Source organism: Bacillus sp. ISL-35 (genome assembly GCF_018613355.1).
Lineage (GTDB): Bacteria > Bacillota > Bacilli > Bacillales > Cytobacillaceae > Mesobacillus.
The window spans coordinates 573265-590737 of record NZ_JAGGQK010000001.1 but is presented as its reverse complement, the minus strand read 5'-3'; the positions used below and the strand labels follow the sequence as shown (position 1 = coordinate 590737).

Sequence of the window (17473 nt, the reverse complement as noted above, 5' to 3'; positions counted from 1 at the left end):
CTACTTATCATCTTCAACATACGGGTCATGCTCGAATGCAGGCAGATCTCCAAAGGATGTCATAATCCCTTCCCTGTCCAGCTCCTCTTCATACTTTTCGTGCTGTTTATTTGGATAGACAGTTATTTCTTTACCGGTAATATCATTGCCGACGAAGTTTTCGAAGTCCTCGACATATCCAATATTTTCTTCAGATTCAATATACGTATCGTTATAATGATCCTGTGGTTTCATGAAATCAGAGGGACTTTCTGAAGTGCCCCAACTGGCTACTGCCTGCCAGGAATCCTCTGCGTCGAATGCGACATTTTCATCTTTATTATCCAAATCGAATTTCCCGAATGGCGGCATCAATACTCCCTCTTCAATTGGACGGTTATGCGAAACGGTCCTGTCTGGAGTGTGTTCAATGCAAAACCTCGTTTCCGGCACTGCTTTTAGACGATCATATGGAATTTCCTTCCCACATGCTTCACATTTTCCGTAACTTCCTCTCTCGATCGCCTGTAAGGCCAGATCAATATTCTTGAGTTGATATTCCACATGGTCGTTGAGTGCTATATCTTTCTCACGTTCATATAACTCGGTTCCCTCATCTCCCGGATGGTTATCGTAGCTTGAAAGCTCGCCAGTCGATTCGTGTGCATGGCCACTTCTTAAATCGAAATGATCATTAGCATCCAGATGGGCTTCAAGCTCATTTTTGTTTTTGAGTAAATCTGACTGGAATTCCCTCAATTGCCTTTTTGTTAGCATAATTGCTGCCCCTTTCCTAGTAACGGTTTTTATTAGCTTGCTGCATTTGGCATTATTTCATTAACGGTAATAAGTGTTATCTCCCGCAAGTACCAATTTTATGGCATAGCTCATAGTATGTAGGAAAACTTATTAAACGGAGTGTTGCCTATGCCTTTATTTGTCAATGGTTTTGTCTCCCCTCAAGTTTTCAGCAAAAATCAGGAGGTTGAGGAACCAGAAAACCAGGAGAAGTTTCGCTTAAATTACCTGCATGAGGTGTTAAATGAACAGCAAAAGTTAAACCATGAGTTGTCTGGAAGCGTCATAAAATTTGACAGTTCCCTTCAACAGAATAGACAGGAACAGATTGAACAATTCAATGCATTGCTCTCCTCTTTTGCAAAGCAGGAAAATTTATCAGAGAAAGTAATCGAGAATATATTCGAGCAAAAGGAATCGACTTCTGACCTTGACGATAAATTAATCAAACTCGAAGAAATGCATGAACAATTTTCAAAAACACTTTTAAACAAGGAACTGACAAGCCAGGCAATATTGGACCAGCTTGCCTGCCAGCAAACAATGATTATCGATTTAAACAGAAAACTTCTCGAATACGAGGATGTCACCAAAGCTCTTGTCATTCAGGCCCAAAAGCAGGAAGAATTGCAGGATATGGTTGCAAAACACATTGATTTGCAAGGGGTATTCCACGAAACAATCATGGAACAACTAGGTAAGCAGGATGCTGTGGGAGAAGGAATTTCAGATCAATTAACTGAAATAAAATCTTCTTTGTCAACTATGGCTAATGAAATCCTTGAAAAGCTTGAAAACCAGTATTCTAAGTTGACACATTTTTTCTTAAGCCTTATTGTCCCTAATATTACGCAAAAGAAAATCATCAACGGCAAAATGTTTAAAAAAGAAAAGAAACAGGAAAAATAAAAATAGAGCATTGGCAATGCCAATGCTCATCCTTACCATATTTTAATCGAGAATAGTTACCTTAACTTGCTTTCTGCCCCACTCAATCGCTCCGTCCTGTGTAGGGATGAATACATCTATGCGGTTGCCTTTAATCGCTCCGCCGGTATCTTCGGCTGTGGCATATCCGTAGCCTTCAACATAAACTTTTGAGCCCAGCGGGATGACAGAAGGATCAACAGCAATTACTTTTGCATCTGGATTTGTCTTCAGATTGACTCCTGTCTTGGTAATCCCTGAGCATCCAGTGCAATTGGCTGTATAAGCTGTCGCCTCAACAGTTAGTTGGTTCGTCGCAGCTGCAGGCTTAGCTGCAGTAGTTGTTTTTTCTGCTGGTGCTGATACAGGTGTAGCCACCGGAGTAGCTGCCTGCTTTTTGGCAGAAGTTTTTTCTACCTTCATTTCAGCAGGCATATCCGTATAAACTGCCAGCTTCATTCCAGGATGGATCAGGTCAGAAGATAATTTGTTCCATTTTTTTAGATCATCTACTGTTACACCATATGCTTTGGATATTTTCCAAAGTGTATCCCCTTTTCTCACCTGTGCGTATTTAATAGGAGAAACTTCTAATAAATCATTTGGGTGTATTACATCATTTGAAAGGTTATTCCATTTTTTTAATGAATCTACTGACACGCCGTATTCTTTAGAAAGACCCCAAAGTGTATCCCCCTTATGTACGACGATTTCCTCTGCCTGTGCTTGTGTGCCGGCAGCTCCAGAAATTGCCGCTGCTGCAACCAAAGATAATAATGACTTTTTCATTTGTTTGCCTCCCATCGGCTAATTTTTATCACGTGAATTATCGTAACATAGAATTTCTGGAGAAAAAGAACAAGCACATTTAAATTGAATTACGAGAATAACAGAATTATAACGAGAACATGTCAAATTTACCGAATTTTCAGATAAAATAATCCTTTTATATCAGGTATTTCTAGTTATTTTGTAAATTATTCTATCTTTTTCTTGTATATCCAGTATTAACCTAAGAAATTGTTTTCCTTTTTTGAAGTGATAACTCCTATTCATGACATTAAACTTTTAAAAAAAGGATCAAAAATACATATTTTATACGCGTTTGAACAATTAACCAGGCCATAAAAAAAGCAAAAATCCCACAGAAATGGGATTTTTGCTTTTTTTTAAGCGATTCTTTCAATCTTAACCGCACATGCTTTGAATTCTGCTGTGCCGGAAATTGGATCAAATTCATTCAACGTAAGGACGTTCGTTGGTACCTCCGACCAGTGAAAGCTCATGAACACAAGTCCAGGCACTACTTGTTCAGTTATTTTCACTTTAACATCGAGTGTACCCCGGCGAGAACTTACCCTGACAAGTTCACTATCGGTTATTTCTAGCCGCAAAGCATCTTCAGGATGTATATCCAAGGTTTCTTCTGTTTGTTTTATCTTGACACCTGGTGCGTAATGGCGAGTTTGGGTATGGGTGTTATACGATTCATATCGCCTGCCGGTTGTCAGTGTGAAAGGGTATTGCTCATCCGGTGTTTCCAGCGGCGGCGTGAAATCAACAGGCACAAAGCTAGAGCGCTTGTTGTTTTCCTTTTCAGCATGGAACCTTTCATGCATGATTTTTGTACCTGGATGATTTTCGTCAGGGCATGGATAGTGTATCCCATATTCCTTCTCCAGACGTTCATATGAAATCCCACCGTACATCTCCCAGGCAAGTTCCCTGATTTCTTCCCATATCTCTTTGCTGGAGTTATAGTTCATCTGATAGCCCATCCTTGAAGACAGTTCACATAGGATTTCCCAATCCTCTTTCACGCCAGGCTGTGCTGTGACAGCGGTACGAACCCGCTGGATCCTTCGATCAGTGTTCGTATAAGTGCCATCAACCTCTCCCCATGATTTCGCAGGAAGAACAACATCAGCCATTTCAGCTGTTTCTGTCATGAAGATATCCTGGACAATCAGTAAGTCGAGATTCTCTAATAACTTTCTGGTATGGTTCATGTGGACGTCTGCCACCAACGGATTCTCACCAATGCAGTATAATGCTTTAATCTCTCCAGTCTCAATCTTATCAAAGGTCCTTGTTTGGGTATCACCAACTTTTTGGCTGATTTCCGTATCCCATGCTCTCTCGAATCGTGAACGGTAAGCATGGTCAAGCAAACTGATTGCGCCTGTAAGCTGGTTTGGCAGGCACCCCATATCTCCCGCACCCTGGACGTTATTTTGTCCCCGCAACGGCATGATGCCTGACCCCTTCTTTCCAATATGTCCGGTCAGCAGGGCAAGGTTAGCTATATCGAAAACATTGTTCACGCCGCAGTGATGCTCGGTAATACCCAGTGTATAGGCAATCATCGAACGATTTGACGCTGCATACAGACGCGCCACCTCGATGATGTCTTCTGCGGCCAGACCTGTGATTTCTGCTGAATATTCCGGGGTATACCGGTCGACCTTTGCCAGCAGGGAATCAAAATCTTCGGTATGCTTGCCGATGAAAGCCGGGTCAAATAATTTCTCGGTTATGATGATCCTGATCATCGCATTGATCAAGGCAATGTCTGTACCAACATTAATTTGAAGATGCTTATGCGCAGATTTGACCATATCAATCCTTCTCGGGTCTATAACCACGATTTTAACACCATTCTTGGCCGCCTTCTTCATTCTATTTCCAATGATCGGATGAGCCTCAGTCGTATTGGAACCCATCAGCAATAAAACCTCGGCATCATCGATATCTTCTAAAGTATTGGTAGGGAAACCGCTTCCAAAAACAGTCGCCAGACCGGCGACACTAGGAGCGTGTCAGGTTCGGTTACAGCCATCAATATTATTGCTGCCAATGGCTGTTCTCATGAACTTTTGGGTAACAAAATTGGATTCATTGGTAGTCCTGGCACAAGCAAACATTGAAATGGCTTCCGGGCCAAAATCTCTTTTAATAGAAGTTAACTGTCTTGCGATATATTCATAGGCTTCCTCCCATGTTGCTTTAACAAGTTTGCCCGCTTTCCTGACCAATGGCATATCCAATCTTTTCGGGGCGTGGACATATTGATAGGCAAAGGCCCCTTTCACACATGTTTGTCCTTTATTAACAGGTGCTTCTTTATCTCCTCTGATTTTTACAATCCTATTATCTTCCACTTCCAAAATCAGTCCACAGCCGGTACCACAATAACCACAAACGGTTTTCACCTGGCTTATCGATGACATCGTTTCCCCTCCGTTATCTTTTTATACAAACTCCTACTTTCATATTAGTCTAAATTTTTGTGGGGATGTGATAATTCCATGAGAATTTTTTGTCATATTACCAACATTTTCTCGACAAAAAGTGATCACGACTGGCAGCATGGAATACAGGCTCAATTCTTAATAAATTTAGACAATAAAAAAAGGCAGGATAAATTCCTGCCTTTTGTACGATTATTATGCAATTTTGGCGGGCAGTACAATCTTGAAGGTTGTTCCTTTGTTCTGCTCGCTTTCAATATATACTTTACCGTTATGGCTCTCGATGATTTTAAAGCTAACCATAAGGCCAAGCCCATTCCCGTTTTTCTTGGTGGTATAGAAAGGTTCACCAATCTTCTTGAGTGTATCCGGAGGAATTCCAACACCTGTATCCTTGATGGATACCAGGACACTGTCATCCTGAATTTCAGTTTTAACTATTAGGTCTCCACCATCCGGCATGGCTTCGATTCCATTTTTAATGAAATTCAGGAAGACTTGCTTGAGCCGATTTTCATCACACTCAATCTGGATAATTTCTTCGGGCGCATCAAATTCCAATTTAACATTTCTCTTTCTCGCTTCGAATTTGAGCATTGAAACAACATTATGCACGATTGGGATGATGTTCTTCTCCTCAAGTTCAACCGCCTTCGGTTTTGCAAGGACCATGAACTCTTCTACAATATTATTGACACGGTCAATCTCATCAAGGATGATTTCGATAAACTCCTGACGCTGAGGGTCTGATTCGTCCAGCTGCAGGAATTCCGCATATCCTTTCATTGAAGTAAGTGGATTCCTGATTTCATGGGCCACACCAGCAGCAAGCTGGCCGACCGCGGCAAGCTTATCTTGTCGGTGCAGCATTTCCTCTGACTTTTTCTTCTCAGTAATGTCGTTCCGGATGGCAAGGTATTGATATGGTTTACCGTTTTCATTCAAAAATGGAATAATCGTCGTATCAACCCAATAATAAGAGCCATCCTTCGCCCGATTACGAATTTCCCCTTTCCACACCTGTCCTGAACCAATCGTTCTCCAAAGATTTTTAAAGAACTCTTTAGAATGCAATCCAGAATTCAAAATACTGTGGTCGTTTCCAATCAATTCTGCTCTGCTATACTTAGAGATTTCACAAAACTTGTCATTTACATTTTTAATGATCCCTTTTTCATCCGTAAAAGCAACAATCGAAGACTGATCCAAGGCAAAATTTATATCACTTACTTCTTTCAGAGAATCCTTCAAACTGGCTTCTGCCTGCTTTCTCTGTGTTATGTCTGACCGTATCGAGACATATTGATAAGGTCTCCCTTTACTGTTCAAAAACGGGACAATCGTCGTATCAACCCAATAATAAGAACCATTCTTCGTCTTATTGCGGATTTCAGCCTTCCACACTTTTCCTGACCCAATTGTTCTCCACATCTCTTTGAAAAAATCTTTAGAATGAAGTCCAGAATTGAGTATTGAGTGGTTTTGCCCCAACAACTCAGCTTCACTATATCCGGAAATTTCAACAAATTTTTCGTTTACATAAGTGATATTTCCTTTTGGATCTGTAATGGCAACGATCGCTGATATATTAAGGGCGTCGGTAATATCCTTCAAATTCGTGTCAGTGACGGCCAGTCTTTTACTGATCAACGCACTGGAGCCAATCAAGCCGGCAAGAATAACGATGGAAATAAACGCAATCAGGTAACTGATCAAGGACTCTGGTATGCCACTTTGTTGAACTAAACCATTATTCAGATTGATCATAGAAGCTCTGGTTAAAAGAAAGTGACCTTCAACGATAGCAGCTGTTACGAACAATGCGCTTAAAGGTTTAATCCAACCATGCGAACCTTGAGTAAAATTTTTGGAAAAGAAAAGCATCCAGAATGAAAAGTAAAATGAAACGAATACGAGTGCCAATCCTACTAGGAGAATCGCAGGCTGATAAGTAAAGTGCAGCTTCATTGAGTACATTCCCAGTATGTGGACGGACATAACTGCCAGGACCATGAATAAACTGCCGACCAGTAAATCGCTCTTTTTAACATTCTTTCCAGTCATTGTGTAGAATGCCATTGCAGTAAATGAAATAACCAGGATGATAGACAGGATGGTAATCGGAATTCGATAAGAAATATTGACATTCAGATTCAATGCCAGCATTCCGAAGAAATTCATCACCCAAATCCCGATTCCAAGTGAAAAAGTCCCACCCAGAAACAAAAACCTTTTATTTCGATCCGATGATTTAATAAGACTGAACAAGTCCAGTGCTGTATATGATGACATGACTGTCAATAAAATCGCAACCAGCAATAATATTGGATTGAAGGATAATTCTAGATTATCCATTTAGCATCATTCCTCACTTAAAGTTTCATATCGATTGTATGTTAAAAACGGTAAGAATAAAAGGGGTTATTAAATAATTTGTAATAAACCTGTCACTTTTAACTATTGACTAAAACACAAATTGTATTATAACAGCTTTTATTTCTTCCACTTCATTCATATTTCAGCAAGCATTTTCTATGCTATTGCCTTGAGAAGACAGGTATAAACACCTAATTTTGAAAAAATTTTAAAAAAAGCCTACACAAATTTAGAAATAATGTTTATACTGTACTATAACAGGTTAAGTTAAATATAAATTGTACTATAAAAGGAGGAAATACTTATGATGAGTCCAGTAGAATTTTTCCGCAACTTGCCAAAGAAGGTTTGCCCAGAATGTGGTGAAGGAATGCAGGAGCAAGCAGAATCCTACTTGTTGGAATGTGATCGCTGCTTATCAAAAAAAGAAGAGTAACAAGCAAAGGCACCTTTTCTTAATAAGGTGCCTTTTTTGTTCGCGAATTGTAATCAGGCCAAAAGAAAAAAGAAGCCCATAAACGAGCTTCTTTTTTAACATCTTAGGAGACCCAACCAGCATCAGCCCAAAACTTTTTTGGAACTATTGAGTTGTAAAATCCTCTTACTATAGCCGATGTGTGTTTGTTCCGCATTTAAGGAATCTAATTGCATAAAAGAGTTTTCCCTTCTTTTATGAGTTGATCCTCAACAAACACATGATTCGGTATAATCACCGAGAGACTCATTATTCCCTTAGAAGTTTTTAGCTATAATCATCATTTAGACATGCATCCCTACTCACCATTCACTGGTGCGTTGCGTTCAAGAATTCAGAACCTAATGGCCGTTTCACCATTTCTTTGCTTGATTTCCCTTTAATCTGTTAGTCCCCAAGCTTCCTTACAACTTAACGGATCCTCTTTTGGTAAAAAGCTTCTTTTCAGCGTATCAGTATTGAATAGGCAGAATTTCCGCTCTTTCCCTTTTGGTTGAACTGATTAAAGATCAGAACAATTTTTGGCTAACTAGCTTGATTAAGGTCGAACCCTTGTAGCTGGTGATGCTGGCAATCTGATGCAAGCTAACTTACTTTAGGAATAAACCGTTTTTTCGTTCACTACGGAACGAACACAATTGGTTGAGCCTCCTAAAATGTTAATGTCTTTCTTCTTACACTCTTATTATACCACCCTGAAGAAATGTAAACCCTTACATTTATGACGATTTGGTGACTGTTTCATTCTATTTTATGCTCATTTTTACGGTATAACCTGAAATCCATTACAGAAACTATAATAACCAGGGGGTGAGATTATGGACTATAAAAAAGAGGATAGCAGCAAAAAAAGCCTTAAATCAACATATACTCCGAATCAAAGGTTTGTGCCTGGGGAATCTGTAGATGAGCACCGGGATATCGAAGCAGCGAATATCTTCCTGACTGGAGATGAAATAAAACAACAGAATGAAAATCTCTGATTGGATTCTTGAACAGATGAATCTGTTACCACAAAAGGAAATGAGGTAGTCAGCTTGGATTTAATCGATCCGAAAAATTTAAAAAATGGTGATGAAGTTTTTGTTATTTACCGTAACCCCCATGTACCTTCTGTATCAAATATTAAGGCCGGTGAGATTGTTCAGCATCCGAAAGACCCAAATGCCCTGGCTCTTTTCCTGAATGAGACGTTACATGTTATTGAAGATGATGATGCTCTTTTCGATACACAAGCCGCAGCGGAAAAGGCTTGCAGCGAAGCAATGGACCCCTTTGGTACCTTGTGATTCAAACGGGGTTTTATCCTCTGGTTAAAGGGTATTTTATAAACGCAAGCCAATTTCCATTAGGAGGGTTCGAACATGAAAGTTCTTTCAGCATCTTCTAAACTCGTCATTGGCTCTGCACTCGAAGGAGGATTTGTTTATCTAAAGAAAGGCACCCTTACCCCCAACAAAGTGATACGACGCGGAAAACTTTAAATGCACAAATCCTCTTTCAATAAAAGCACATCCGATATGGATGTGCTTTTATCATTGAGCAATAACGCTTCAAAAAACGATGGTTTTCAGAGATCAGACCTTTTGACTGGTTCCTCTTCGTTATTCGTCTGATTCCCTGTACTTGACGTATAGCCTACACGATACACAAAGTCTTTCTGTTTCTTTAATGCATCCGGCATCTTATACTGTAGATCGTTCGATTGGAATTCACCTTTTTCTGACACCTTAATCCCCCTGCTGGCCTATTGGTAGCCTCTTCTATTTAACTCATCATGTGCATCGGATGTGCGTTCAATTTTTCCGCCAGCTTCCCCCTCTGCATAACTGTCGCTAGCTTGTTCATGGGTCATGGCAAGTCCGCTTGAAAGTTCATCATTCCTTTGGTAATCTGCTGTTTCGTACATACTACCTGCTACTTCTGCACTTTTACTTTTATCTTTTTTCATCGGTAATCCCTCCTTTCGTTTACTCAGGTTATTTTTTGACATTAATTCATAAACCATACTCCACAATTCACTCTACTAGCGGTCTTCTCCCCAGATTTCCGTTTATAAAATCAAAACACCCCTTCATATATGAAGGGGTGAAAATCACTGAATGCCTGTTTCCATTGATGTTTTTTTATGATCATGCAAAAGCCAGATTGTCAGCAAAACGCCAACTAAGGTCAATATAGCAAAAAACAAATACACAACATAAATGCTAAATTCCTCGAAAAGGATTCCGCCTAAAAATGTAAAGAACCAGTTACCCAGACCATTGCCGACAGCTGAGTAAATCGTCACTGCCGTGGCTGTGACATGTGAAGGTGTAATGTCCCGTATATATTGCAATCCTGCCGGAATGAATAAACCAAGCGAAAATCCCTGAATGACAGCGGATGCATAGACAAGGCCCAATGCAGGCTCGGTAAAATAAAAGATCCATCTGATCAACGAGACAAGGGACGCAATAAAAGCAACCTGAAGAAGCCCCAATTTGCGGATCCAGCTGCCAGCAACCCTCATAAATGGAATCTCGGATAGCACTGCGATAAGAAACGCGATGCCAATCCCGGTATATGTCCCACCCCTATTCTCAACAAACAAGCTGAAATAAAAGTTATTCGCTAGATTAGGGCCAAAAATCATGAACGTCACACCGAGGAAAACCAAAAATTTCTTCATTCGCAATAAATCCTTCATACCGGAAAAGAGACTGCTGGACCTATCAGAGGATTCTTGTGGCATTTTCAATGTAAAGCCCGCCCCGATCACTAATGTCAGGAAAAAAGCATAAAAAATAACCTCTGGGTTCCATTCAGATAATCTTCCCATCACGAATACTGCGAGGCCAAATCCCAGTGATCCGAATAACCTGACATTTCCATAGTTGACACCGACTTTGCTTGTGTATTTTAAGGAGATGCTATCGGATAATGGAATTATGGCACTTTGGAAAATGGCCAGGATAATGGCAACAATCAAGAACAATAAAAATTTGTCAAATACGAGATAACCAAAAGCAGCAATTCCAGTTATCAGTGTCGTAAGTGTTAACAGCCGATTATGGTAATTTTTCATATCGGCAAGCATTCCCCAGAACGGCTGGAAAAAGATCATGATTACAGGGCCAATCGACAGGATTAATCCAATCTGATAGCCATTCAATTTCTCCACATCCGTTAAATATATACTTAATAACGGGAAGAGGCTTCCCATCCCGAAAAATACAAAAAGATAAAAACCTTGTAATGTAAGGATATTCTGTTTTACTTGCTTTTCCATTTAAATCCTCCGTGCTGACGATTTATAGAGTTATATTTTACCACTATTTTAGTATAAGAATAGAAAAAATCGGATTATGCAAAATAAAGAATGAATAAAGCGTTTTCATTCTGATTATGTCATGTTAAAATAATGTTGGTTTAAAGTGATCAGACGTCTGCTCACCTATTGATTAAAGCTATCATGCCATAAGAGGCGGTGAAATCATGAGAGAAATAATATTGAGCCTGGTTGCTGGTTTAATCGTTGGTATTTTATTTAAATTCCTTAAGCTTCCGCTTCCTGCACCACCAGTTCTGGCAGGTGTACTGGGAATTGTCGGCGTTTATTTAGGCGGAGTTGTTGGAGAATGGATTTTGAACTCCTTTAAATGATGAAGGGGTTCGGCAATATGATCAGCAAAAAATCCACGGGGTTTCCGCGGATTTTTTCTTATACTATGAGTATTGTTTAAGAGCATTTTGCCCAAATAAAGTATTTGATTCCACTTGCTTATGTGTCGTGACATTTTTTGTGGCATCCAGGTATACATAAATTGTTCCAACGAAAAATGCCCCGCCTAAGATATTCCCTATCGTAACTGTCAGGAGATTATGAATTCCTAAACCTAAACTAATGGTGTCTGGATGTTCAACAAGAAGAGCAATCGAAAATAACACCATGTTTGCGACACTATGCTCAAAGCCCGATACTACGAAAGCGAACACCAGCAGCATCATCACCCCGATTTTTGCTGCATCTCCTTTAATATTGTAAGGGATCCAAACTGCCAGGCATACAAGCCAGTTACAGAGGATCGCGCGGAAAAACAATTGAATGGCTGGAGTATTCATCTTCATGCTTACAGTTTCCATCATATATTGTGTTTTTTCAGGCGTTGGGAAAATTCCCGATAACATAATGAACATCCCAAAAAATACAGCACCTATTATATTTCCTGCATAGCAAGCAATCCAATTTTCAGCGGTATCCCTCCATGATGTTGCCTTTTTAAGAGAACTGATGGTCATTAGCATCGTATTGCTAGTAAAAAGCTCGCCGCCGCCATATAAAATCAGGACCAGAGCCAATCCAAAAAAGATCGAGCTTACAATTGGAATTGCTGGAGAATGCGCATCAAAAAAATACTCTCCCAGGCGATATGAAACCATAATGCCAAAACCGATGTATACACCTGCAAGTGCTGCCCTCATTAAATACTTCAACTTCGAATCCCTTAAATAATCTTTCTTCTTCAAAGCAATACCAATGGCAATATCGATAGGCTGTCTGCTCAAGAATAAGACCTCCACGTTGATTGTGAAATAAATCACTATTTTTATTGTTGGTTTAATCTTATACCTGATCAATCTGTTTGTTAAGGGCAAAACACATGAACTGTTTATGACCATTTTTAAAGCGTTTCCATCTTTTATTTAACGCTGATTTCAATCTTTTTACTGATACTTGTTAAAAACCAATAAGGGGATTCCCCTATTGGATCCACCTTCAATAATTGCAGAGCAACTTTTGACAAAACCACCTGGTTTTGCCGGAGGTTTGTCTGAACATGAGGGCACTTCGGACAAAAACACTTGGAAATGCCGGAAATTTGTCTGAACACGGGGTCACTTCGGACAAATTCACCAGGGCAAACCATGATTTTGTCCGAACTCGGGGTCATTTCGGACAAATTCACGACGGTAAACCATGATTTTGTCCGAACCTGGGATCACTTCAGACAAAACTACCTAGTGAAGCCGGGAGTTTGTCTGAACCTGGGGTCACTTCAGACAAATTTATGAGGCCAAATCAAGATTTTGTCCGAACCTGGGACCACTTCAGACAAATTTACGAGGCCAAACCATGATTTTGTCCGAACCTGGGATCACTTCAGACAAATTTACGAGGCCAAACCATGATTTTGTCCGAACCAGGGGGCACTTCGGACAAATTCACGACGGTAAACCATGATTTTGTCCGAACCTGGAGTCACTTCGGACATATACACGAAAACAAACCATAATTTTGTCCGAACCTGTTCCTAAGACAAATTATCTTACCACTCTAATACCCGGCCAGCACAATTCCGAGCCCCCAAGCCACGCCGCATTGAGGCCCATCATCGTTAATCCTTCAAAAACCCATCAATCTTGCCTGATAATACTTCCTTCAACATGCTTTCGCTCCATTTGATTCAAGAGCTTCCTGTGTTCTTTTGATTCAAATAGAATGTTGAAATCGTAGTCTTCTGGATAAAGCTCTGTCGCAGGGATGTTCAATTTCAGACGTTTATGATTTACTTCTATTTTTCCGTCCTTCAGCTGCACAATATAATTTCCATTACTGTCGGGCCCTTTATAAATGACGCCAAGCTCTCCAGAACTTGTTACGTATACACTATCGCCCATTTCGTAACGGATGATTGATTTGCTGGCATCAGCCGATTTTTTTCTTTTATGCTTATTAACGAGAAGCTGCTTTTCCCTCCCTTTTAGTTCACTGCTATCTTGAAACAGTTCAGTGTAATTCTTTTCTGATTTGTAAGTGATCATATGGGCCCGTTCGATTAATTTTGGATGGACTCCCAGCTTTAGTGCTATTGCAAAAGCCTGGCTATCGCCTCCTTTTCCGATACGCAGACGGTAGGTAGGTTTCAATGTTTCGAGATCGAATTCCATTGAGCCATTCATAAAATCTTCATGTGAATCCGCAAATTCTTTGATTTCGCTGTAGTGTGTTGTAGCGAATATGGTCGCTCCCTTATTGTTCAGGTTCTCAAGTATGGCTGTCGCCAATCCCATACCTTCTCCTGGATCGGTTCCAGAGCCAAGCTCATCCAGAAGGACAAGGGTCCTGTCATTTGCTTTTTCTAATATCTCAATAATATTCACAATTCTTGAACTGAAGGTGCTTAAGTTTTGCTCTATACTTTGCCCATCCCCTATATCCACAAGGACCTTATGGAAAAGACCTGATTTGCTTCCCTCTCCAACTGGCAGGAGCAATCCACTTTGTGACATCAACACCAGCAGACCAGCTGTTTTTATAGAGACCGTTTTTCCCCCAGTATTTGGACCAGTAATCACAAGTGCATGGTAGTCTGTTCCAATTTCGAGCGTTAATGGAACCGCATTACTGCCAAGAAGCGGATGACGTGCTTCTTTATAATCGATCACCTGATCATCCACGAGGTCTACATTTTTTGCATCGATCGATCGACAATACTTTGCTTTTGAAAATAAAAAGTCATAATGGATCATCGTCTCCATCGCAAGCTTAATTTCTTTTTCTTTTCCTTCTGCCAGACCGGTAAGGGCAAATAAGATTTTCTCCACCTCCGCCTGTTCCTCGAAGAAGAGCCATTCCATCTGGTCCTGGAAGACGCCGATTTCTTCTGGTTCCACAAAAAGAGTTGAACCTGAAGCTGATGTGTCGAGCACAGATCCCTTTACCTTCCCACGATATTCCTTTTTTACAGGTATAACGTACCTCCCATTCCTCTGGCTGACGACTGCTTCCTGGAGAAATGGTTTTATTTTTGCTGATTTCAGCAACTGTGTAAGCTTTTCCTTCAAACGCTCTTCCTGAATACCAATTTGTTTGCGGACTTTTAAAAGCTCTTTTGATGCGTAATTATCAATTTGTCCATTGCGGATACACCTTTGGATTTCCGCAGCGAGTTCTGGCAATTCCTCAATACTATAGACATAGACGGATACTCTTGGTGCGCAATACTCTTTATCCTTCATAAATCGGCGAAGCTTGCTGCAGCTGTCAAGGAATGAGTTCAACTGTACAAGTTGATCTACACGCAGTGGGATCCCTTTATTAAAACCATTCATTAACGCTTCCATGCCTTCAAGGCCATGGATTGGAACGCTTGAGCTGATTTTTAGAATCTCAATGGCTTCTGAAATTTCCTCATGCCATGCTTCAATCTGCTTTAGGTTTGTGGACGGTGCCATTTCCATAGCTTTCTTGCGGCCTGATTCTGTTAAAGCGAATCCGGCAATCACTTCTTTGATTTTGTCATAACCAAGAACAGTGTAAGTTTGTTCGTTCAATGCTTATTCCTCCTTAAAAATATAAAAAGCCGCAATGGACAAGTCCAAAGCGGCTTAAAATGCTTACAGCTGGGCTGTGAGCAATATATTTACGAAAAAAAGCTGTGTAAATGCACACAGCTTCTGCTCACAAATATCAAGCATGCTTCTATGTTCATTGTTCTTAACATCCAATCCAGGCCATAATGAAATAAACCTCTTAAAGGTTTCTTTTCAAACCGGATTGACCGTATGAAATTAACGGTTAGTTAAGAACGACACCTAACATAGAACATACTCCTTACATTTCAATAATATTCTCCCCAATAGGATACGTCGTTTCTGCCACGTTTGTCAACCAAATTCATCCATTTTTTAAAAAATGATGTGTAAAAAGAATGTTCACATTTTCTCTATTGACCTGTTGTTTATATTTCATTTTAATTAGGGTAACCAAAGGTCGATAAAGGTGGAGATTTTGTGGCCAGCAAGGGAAATGTCAGTAATTTAAATTATGAGATAAGCGAACTGATCAAGGCCTCCGAAAAGATCATTAAATTTAAAAAAGGGACTTTTTTATTCCGTGAGGGCCAGGAAGCTAAAGAAATGTATATTATACTTTCAGGAAAAGTGCAGGTTTCCAAGATGAACGCCGAGGGCAAAGAATTGTATTTAAGGCTGTGCAAGAATAAGGATATCGTCGGTGAACTGACTCTTTTTACAGTTGGGCCAAGGTATCTTTTCAACGCAAAAGTGGTTGAGGACGGTGAAGCAGCTGCCATCAATATCGAGACCCTGGAAAACATCTTATTCAACAATAGCCAGCTGGCATACCAGTTCCTTAAGTGGATGAACGATCATACCCGGAGGACCATCACTAAATTCAGGGATCTCGTTCTGCATGGAAAAAAAGGCGCTTTGTATTCCACTTTGATCCGCCTTAGCAACAGCTACGGAATTAAAAAAGAAGATGGCATCCATATCAATGTACCGATTACAAACCAGGATCTGGCAAACTATTGTGGCACAGCTAGAGAAAGTGTAAGCCGAATGCTCGGGGAATTGCGGGACGAAGGAATTATTTCGATTAATAGAAAAAGGATCATCATACATGACCTTGTTTTCCTCAAACGTGAAATAGAATGTGAAAATTGCCCGATAGAGTTCTGCAACATGGATTGAAGCATTAAAAAAGGAAGCCCATGAATTGCAAGCTCCCTTTCTTGATTTTATAAAAAATTTCTTTTCGTAAAATGCTTTACCAATCACTCCGATCATAAAAAGAAGGGGATGATAGCAGGCAGCAGCAATGAAGTCAGAATTGCCGCCAATCCCATCGCTGCCCCTGATACTGCTCCCTGCAGCTCCCCTTCTCTGGCAGCTTCTGCTGTACCGATGCCATGGGCGATGGTCCCGATCGCCAGTCCTCTTGAAAAAGGCTCATGGATTTTCATGACATTCATAAGCCACGGCCCAAGCATCGCTCCCGTCATTCCGGTAATCATGACAAAGGCTGCCACCAATATCGGATCGGCCTCTATCATCCTGGCAACCTCGGAAGCTACTGGTATTGTGATGGATTTGATTGTCAAAGAAACCAGGATGATATTGGTCAAGTTCAGTAAATAGCCTATAAGAACGGCTGAAAGAATAGTTGAGACAGTTCCGGCAAAAAGCCCTGCCAAAGCAGGAAGCAGGTTTGCCGCAATAATCTTTCTTTGTTTGTATAGGGGTACTGCCAGGGCTACTGTAGCCGGTCCCAGAAAATAGGTTATAATTACGCTCGCTGCTTCGTACTCCTTATATGGTATATTCAGAATCAGCAAAACGGAGATCACGATGACCGTACTTAAGAAAACCGGTGACGTTAGTGGTGACGGATACTTGCCTGCAGCTTTCCTGGAGAGTAAATAAGCTAGCAAAGTGATGAAAATACTAAAGATCGTGACCAGCATTTTGAGCTTCCTTCCTCTGCTTATATTTTACAATAAGATGTGAAGTTCCCCCAGCGATTGCCATACCTATTAAGGCACTAGACACCAATATCACTGCAAGCTGGACTCCAGCTTCCGCCATCAAACCACCTAATGTCATCAAACCAACAGATATGGATACAAAAAAGAAGGATAAGTGCTTTACAAGGAAGTCAGCTGCCCCTTCAATCCATTCAAGTTTTATTATCTTCAGCCATAGCATCAGAAAGAGGATCATCATCCCCAATACATTCCCCGGGATGAGGAGGTCAAAAAAATCAACAATATAAAAACCGGCTTTATTGATCAATATGAGGCCGCAAATTTGCAATATGTATTTAACGAACTTATCCGCTTTCAAGAAAATGGCTCCTTTTTCGTACCAATCATTATTACTA

17 protein-coding genes and 1 pseudogene are annotated in these 17473 nt (G+C 40.4%); 6 read left to right on the top strand and 12 right to left on the bottom strand.

Going from position 1 to position 17473, the window contains the following annotated elements; translation table 11 throughout:
* On the bottom strand, nucleotides 1-756 hold the full coding sequence (locus J7E38_RS03080; RefSeq protein ID WP_214708944.1) for a TraR/DksA C4-type zinc finger protein: 756 nt from the start codon (nucleotides 754-756) through the stop codon (nucleotides 1-3).
* A 150-nt stretch (nucleotides 757-906) separates the two neighbouring features.
* Between J7E38_RS03080 and J7E38_RS03075 the strand changes: the two genes are divergently transcribed.
* A complete protein-coding gene (locus tag J7E38_RS03075) occupies nucleotides 907-1686 on the top strand; it encodes a hypothetical protein (protein WP_214708946.1) in 780 nt (259 codons plus the stop codon).
* 42 nt (nucleotides 1687-1728) lie between these two features.
* Here the strand turns inward: J7E38_RS03075 and J7E38_RS03070 are convergent, their stop codons facing one another.
* The 4 genes and pseudogenes from J7E38_RS03070 to J7E38_RS03055 form a co-directional block, all read right to left on the bottom strand.
* Nucleotides 1729-2493: a 3D domain-containing protein gene (locus tag J7E38_RS03070; protein WP_214708947.1), complete on the bottom strand. Its 765-nt coding sequence runs from the start codon at nucleotides 2491-2493 to the stop codon at nucleotides 1729-1731.
* A gap of 380 nt (nucleotides 2494-2873) precedes the next feature.
* Nucleotides 2874-4745 (bottom strand): formate dehydrogenase subunit alpha, encoded by a 1872-nt coding sequence (fdhF, locus tag J7E38_RS24265; protein WP_353049932.1) that lies wholly within the window; start codon nucleotides 4743-4745, stop codon nucleotides 2874-2876.
* A gap of 30 nt (nucleotides 4746-4775) precedes the next feature.
* Nucleotides 4776-4934: pseudogene (locus J7E38_RS24260) on the bottom strand (hypothetical protein); the annotation flags it as partial.
* 216 nt (nucleotides 4935-5150) lie between these two features.
* On the bottom strand, nucleotides 5151-7310 hold the full coding sequence (locus tag J7E38_RS03055) for a PAS domain S-box protein (protein ID WP_214708953.1): 2160 nt from the start codon (nucleotides 7308-7310) through the stop codon (nucleotides 5151-5153).
* A 325-nt stretch (nucleotides 7311-7635) separates the two neighbouring features.
* On the opposite strand from J7E38_RS03055, the gene yhfH reads away from it, so the two are divergent.
* The 3 genes from yhfH to J7E38_RS03040 all read left to right on the top strand — a co-directional run bounded on the left by yhfH (nucleotide 7636) and on the right by J7E38_RS03040 (nucleotide 9095).
* Nucleotides 7636-7767, top strand: coding sequence for a protein YhfH (gene yhfH / locus J7E38_RS03050; protein ID WP_251030158.1), 132 nt, complete (start codon nucleotides 7636-7638; stop codon nucleotides 7765-7767).
* 857 nt (nucleotides 7768-8624) lie between these two features.
* A complete protein-coding gene (locus tag J7E38_RS03045; RefSeq protein WP_214708955.1) occupies nucleotides 8625-8789 on the top strand; it encodes a hypothetical protein in 165 nt (54 codons plus the stop codon).
* 54 nt (nucleotides 8790-8843) lie between these two features.
* Nucleotides 8844-9095: a transcriptional regulator SplA domain-containing protein gene (locus J7E38_RS03040; protein WP_214708957.1), complete on the top strand. Its 252-nt coding sequence runs from the start codon at nucleotides 8844-8846 to the stop codon at nucleotides 9093-9095.
* Nucleotides 9096-9376: 281 nt separating this feature from the next.
* On the opposite strand, the gene J7E38_RS03035 is transcribed toward J7E38_RS03040, so the two are convergent.
* From J7E38_RS03035 to J7E38_RS03025, 3 genes are all read right to left on the bottom strand, one after another.
* Nucleotides 9377-9535 (bottom strand): hypothetical protein, encoded by a 159-nt coding sequence (locus J7E38_RS03035; RefSeq protein ID WP_214708959.1) that lies wholly within the window; start codon nucleotides 9533-9535, stop codon nucleotides 9377-9379.
* An 18-nt stretch (nucleotides 9536-9553) separates the two neighbouring features.
* Complete coding sequence (locus J7E38_RS03030) at nucleotides 9554-9757, bottom strand: YozQ family protein (RefSeq protein WP_214708961.1); 204 nt, start codon at nucleotides 9755-9757, stop codon at nucleotides 9554-9556.
* Between the two features lie 144 nt (nucleotides 9758-9901).
* The gene (locus J7E38_RS03025) at nucleotides 9902-11077 is read right to left on the bottom strand and encodes an MFS transporter (RefSeq protein ID WP_214708963.1); all 1176 of its coding nucleotides are present in this window, start codon (nucleotides 11075-11077) and stop codon (nucleotides 9902-9904) included.
* Between the two features lie 206 nt (nucleotides 11078-11283).
* Here J7E38_RS03025 and J7E38_RS03020 point away from each other — a divergent pair, with 206 nt between their 5' ends.
* Nucleotides 11284-11451 carry a XapX domain-containing protein gene (locus J7E38_RS03020; RefSeq protein WP_214708965.1) on the top strand — a complete coding sequence of 56 codons (168 nt, stop codon included), beginning with the start codon at nucleotides 11284-11286 and terminating at the stop codon, nucleotides 11449-11451.
* A gap of 63 nt (nucleotides 11452-11514) precedes the next feature.
* Here J7E38_RS03020 and J7E38_RS03015 read toward each other — a convergent pair whose 3' ends face one another.
* A complete protein-coding gene (locus tag J7E38_RS03015; protein WP_214708967.1) occupies nucleotides 11515-12354 on the bottom strand; it encodes a formate/nitrite transporter family protein in 840 nt (279 codons plus the stop codon).
* Between the two features lie 849 nt (nucleotides 12355-13203).
* On the bottom strand, nucleotides 13204-15123 hold the full coding sequence (locus J7E38_RS03010) for an endonuclease MutS2 (protein ID WP_214708969.1): 1920 nt from the start codon (nucleotides 15121-15123) through the stop codon (nucleotides 13204-13206).
* Nucleotides 15124-15582: 459 nt separating this feature from the next.
* On the opposite strand from J7E38_RS03010, the gene J7E38_RS03005 reads away from it, so the two are divergent.
* Entirely contained in the window at nucleotides 15583-16284 is a 702-nt protein-coding gene (locus J7E38_RS03005; protein WP_214708971.1) for a Crp/Fnr family transcriptional regulator, read from the top strand.
* 92 nt (nucleotides 16285-16376) lie between these two features.
* Here J7E38_RS03005 and J7E38_RS03000 read toward each other — a convergent pair whose 3' ends face one another.
* Nucleotides 16377-17057: an LrgB family protein gene (locus tag J7E38_RS03000; protein ID WP_214708974.1), complete on the bottom strand. Its 681-nt coding sequence runs from the start codon at nucleotides 17055-17057 to the stop codon at nucleotides 16377-16379.
* The gene (locus tag J7E38_RS02995) at nucleotides 17038-17436 is read right to left on the bottom strand and encodes a CidA/LrgA family protein (protein WP_214708976.1); all 399 of its coding nucleotides are present in this window, start codon (nucleotides 17434-17436) and stop codon (nucleotides 17038-17040) included. The genes J7E38_RS03000 and J7E38_RS02995 overlap by 20 nt, the downstream gene beginning before the upstream one ends.
* Nucleotides 17437-17473: the final 37 nt, after the last annotated feature.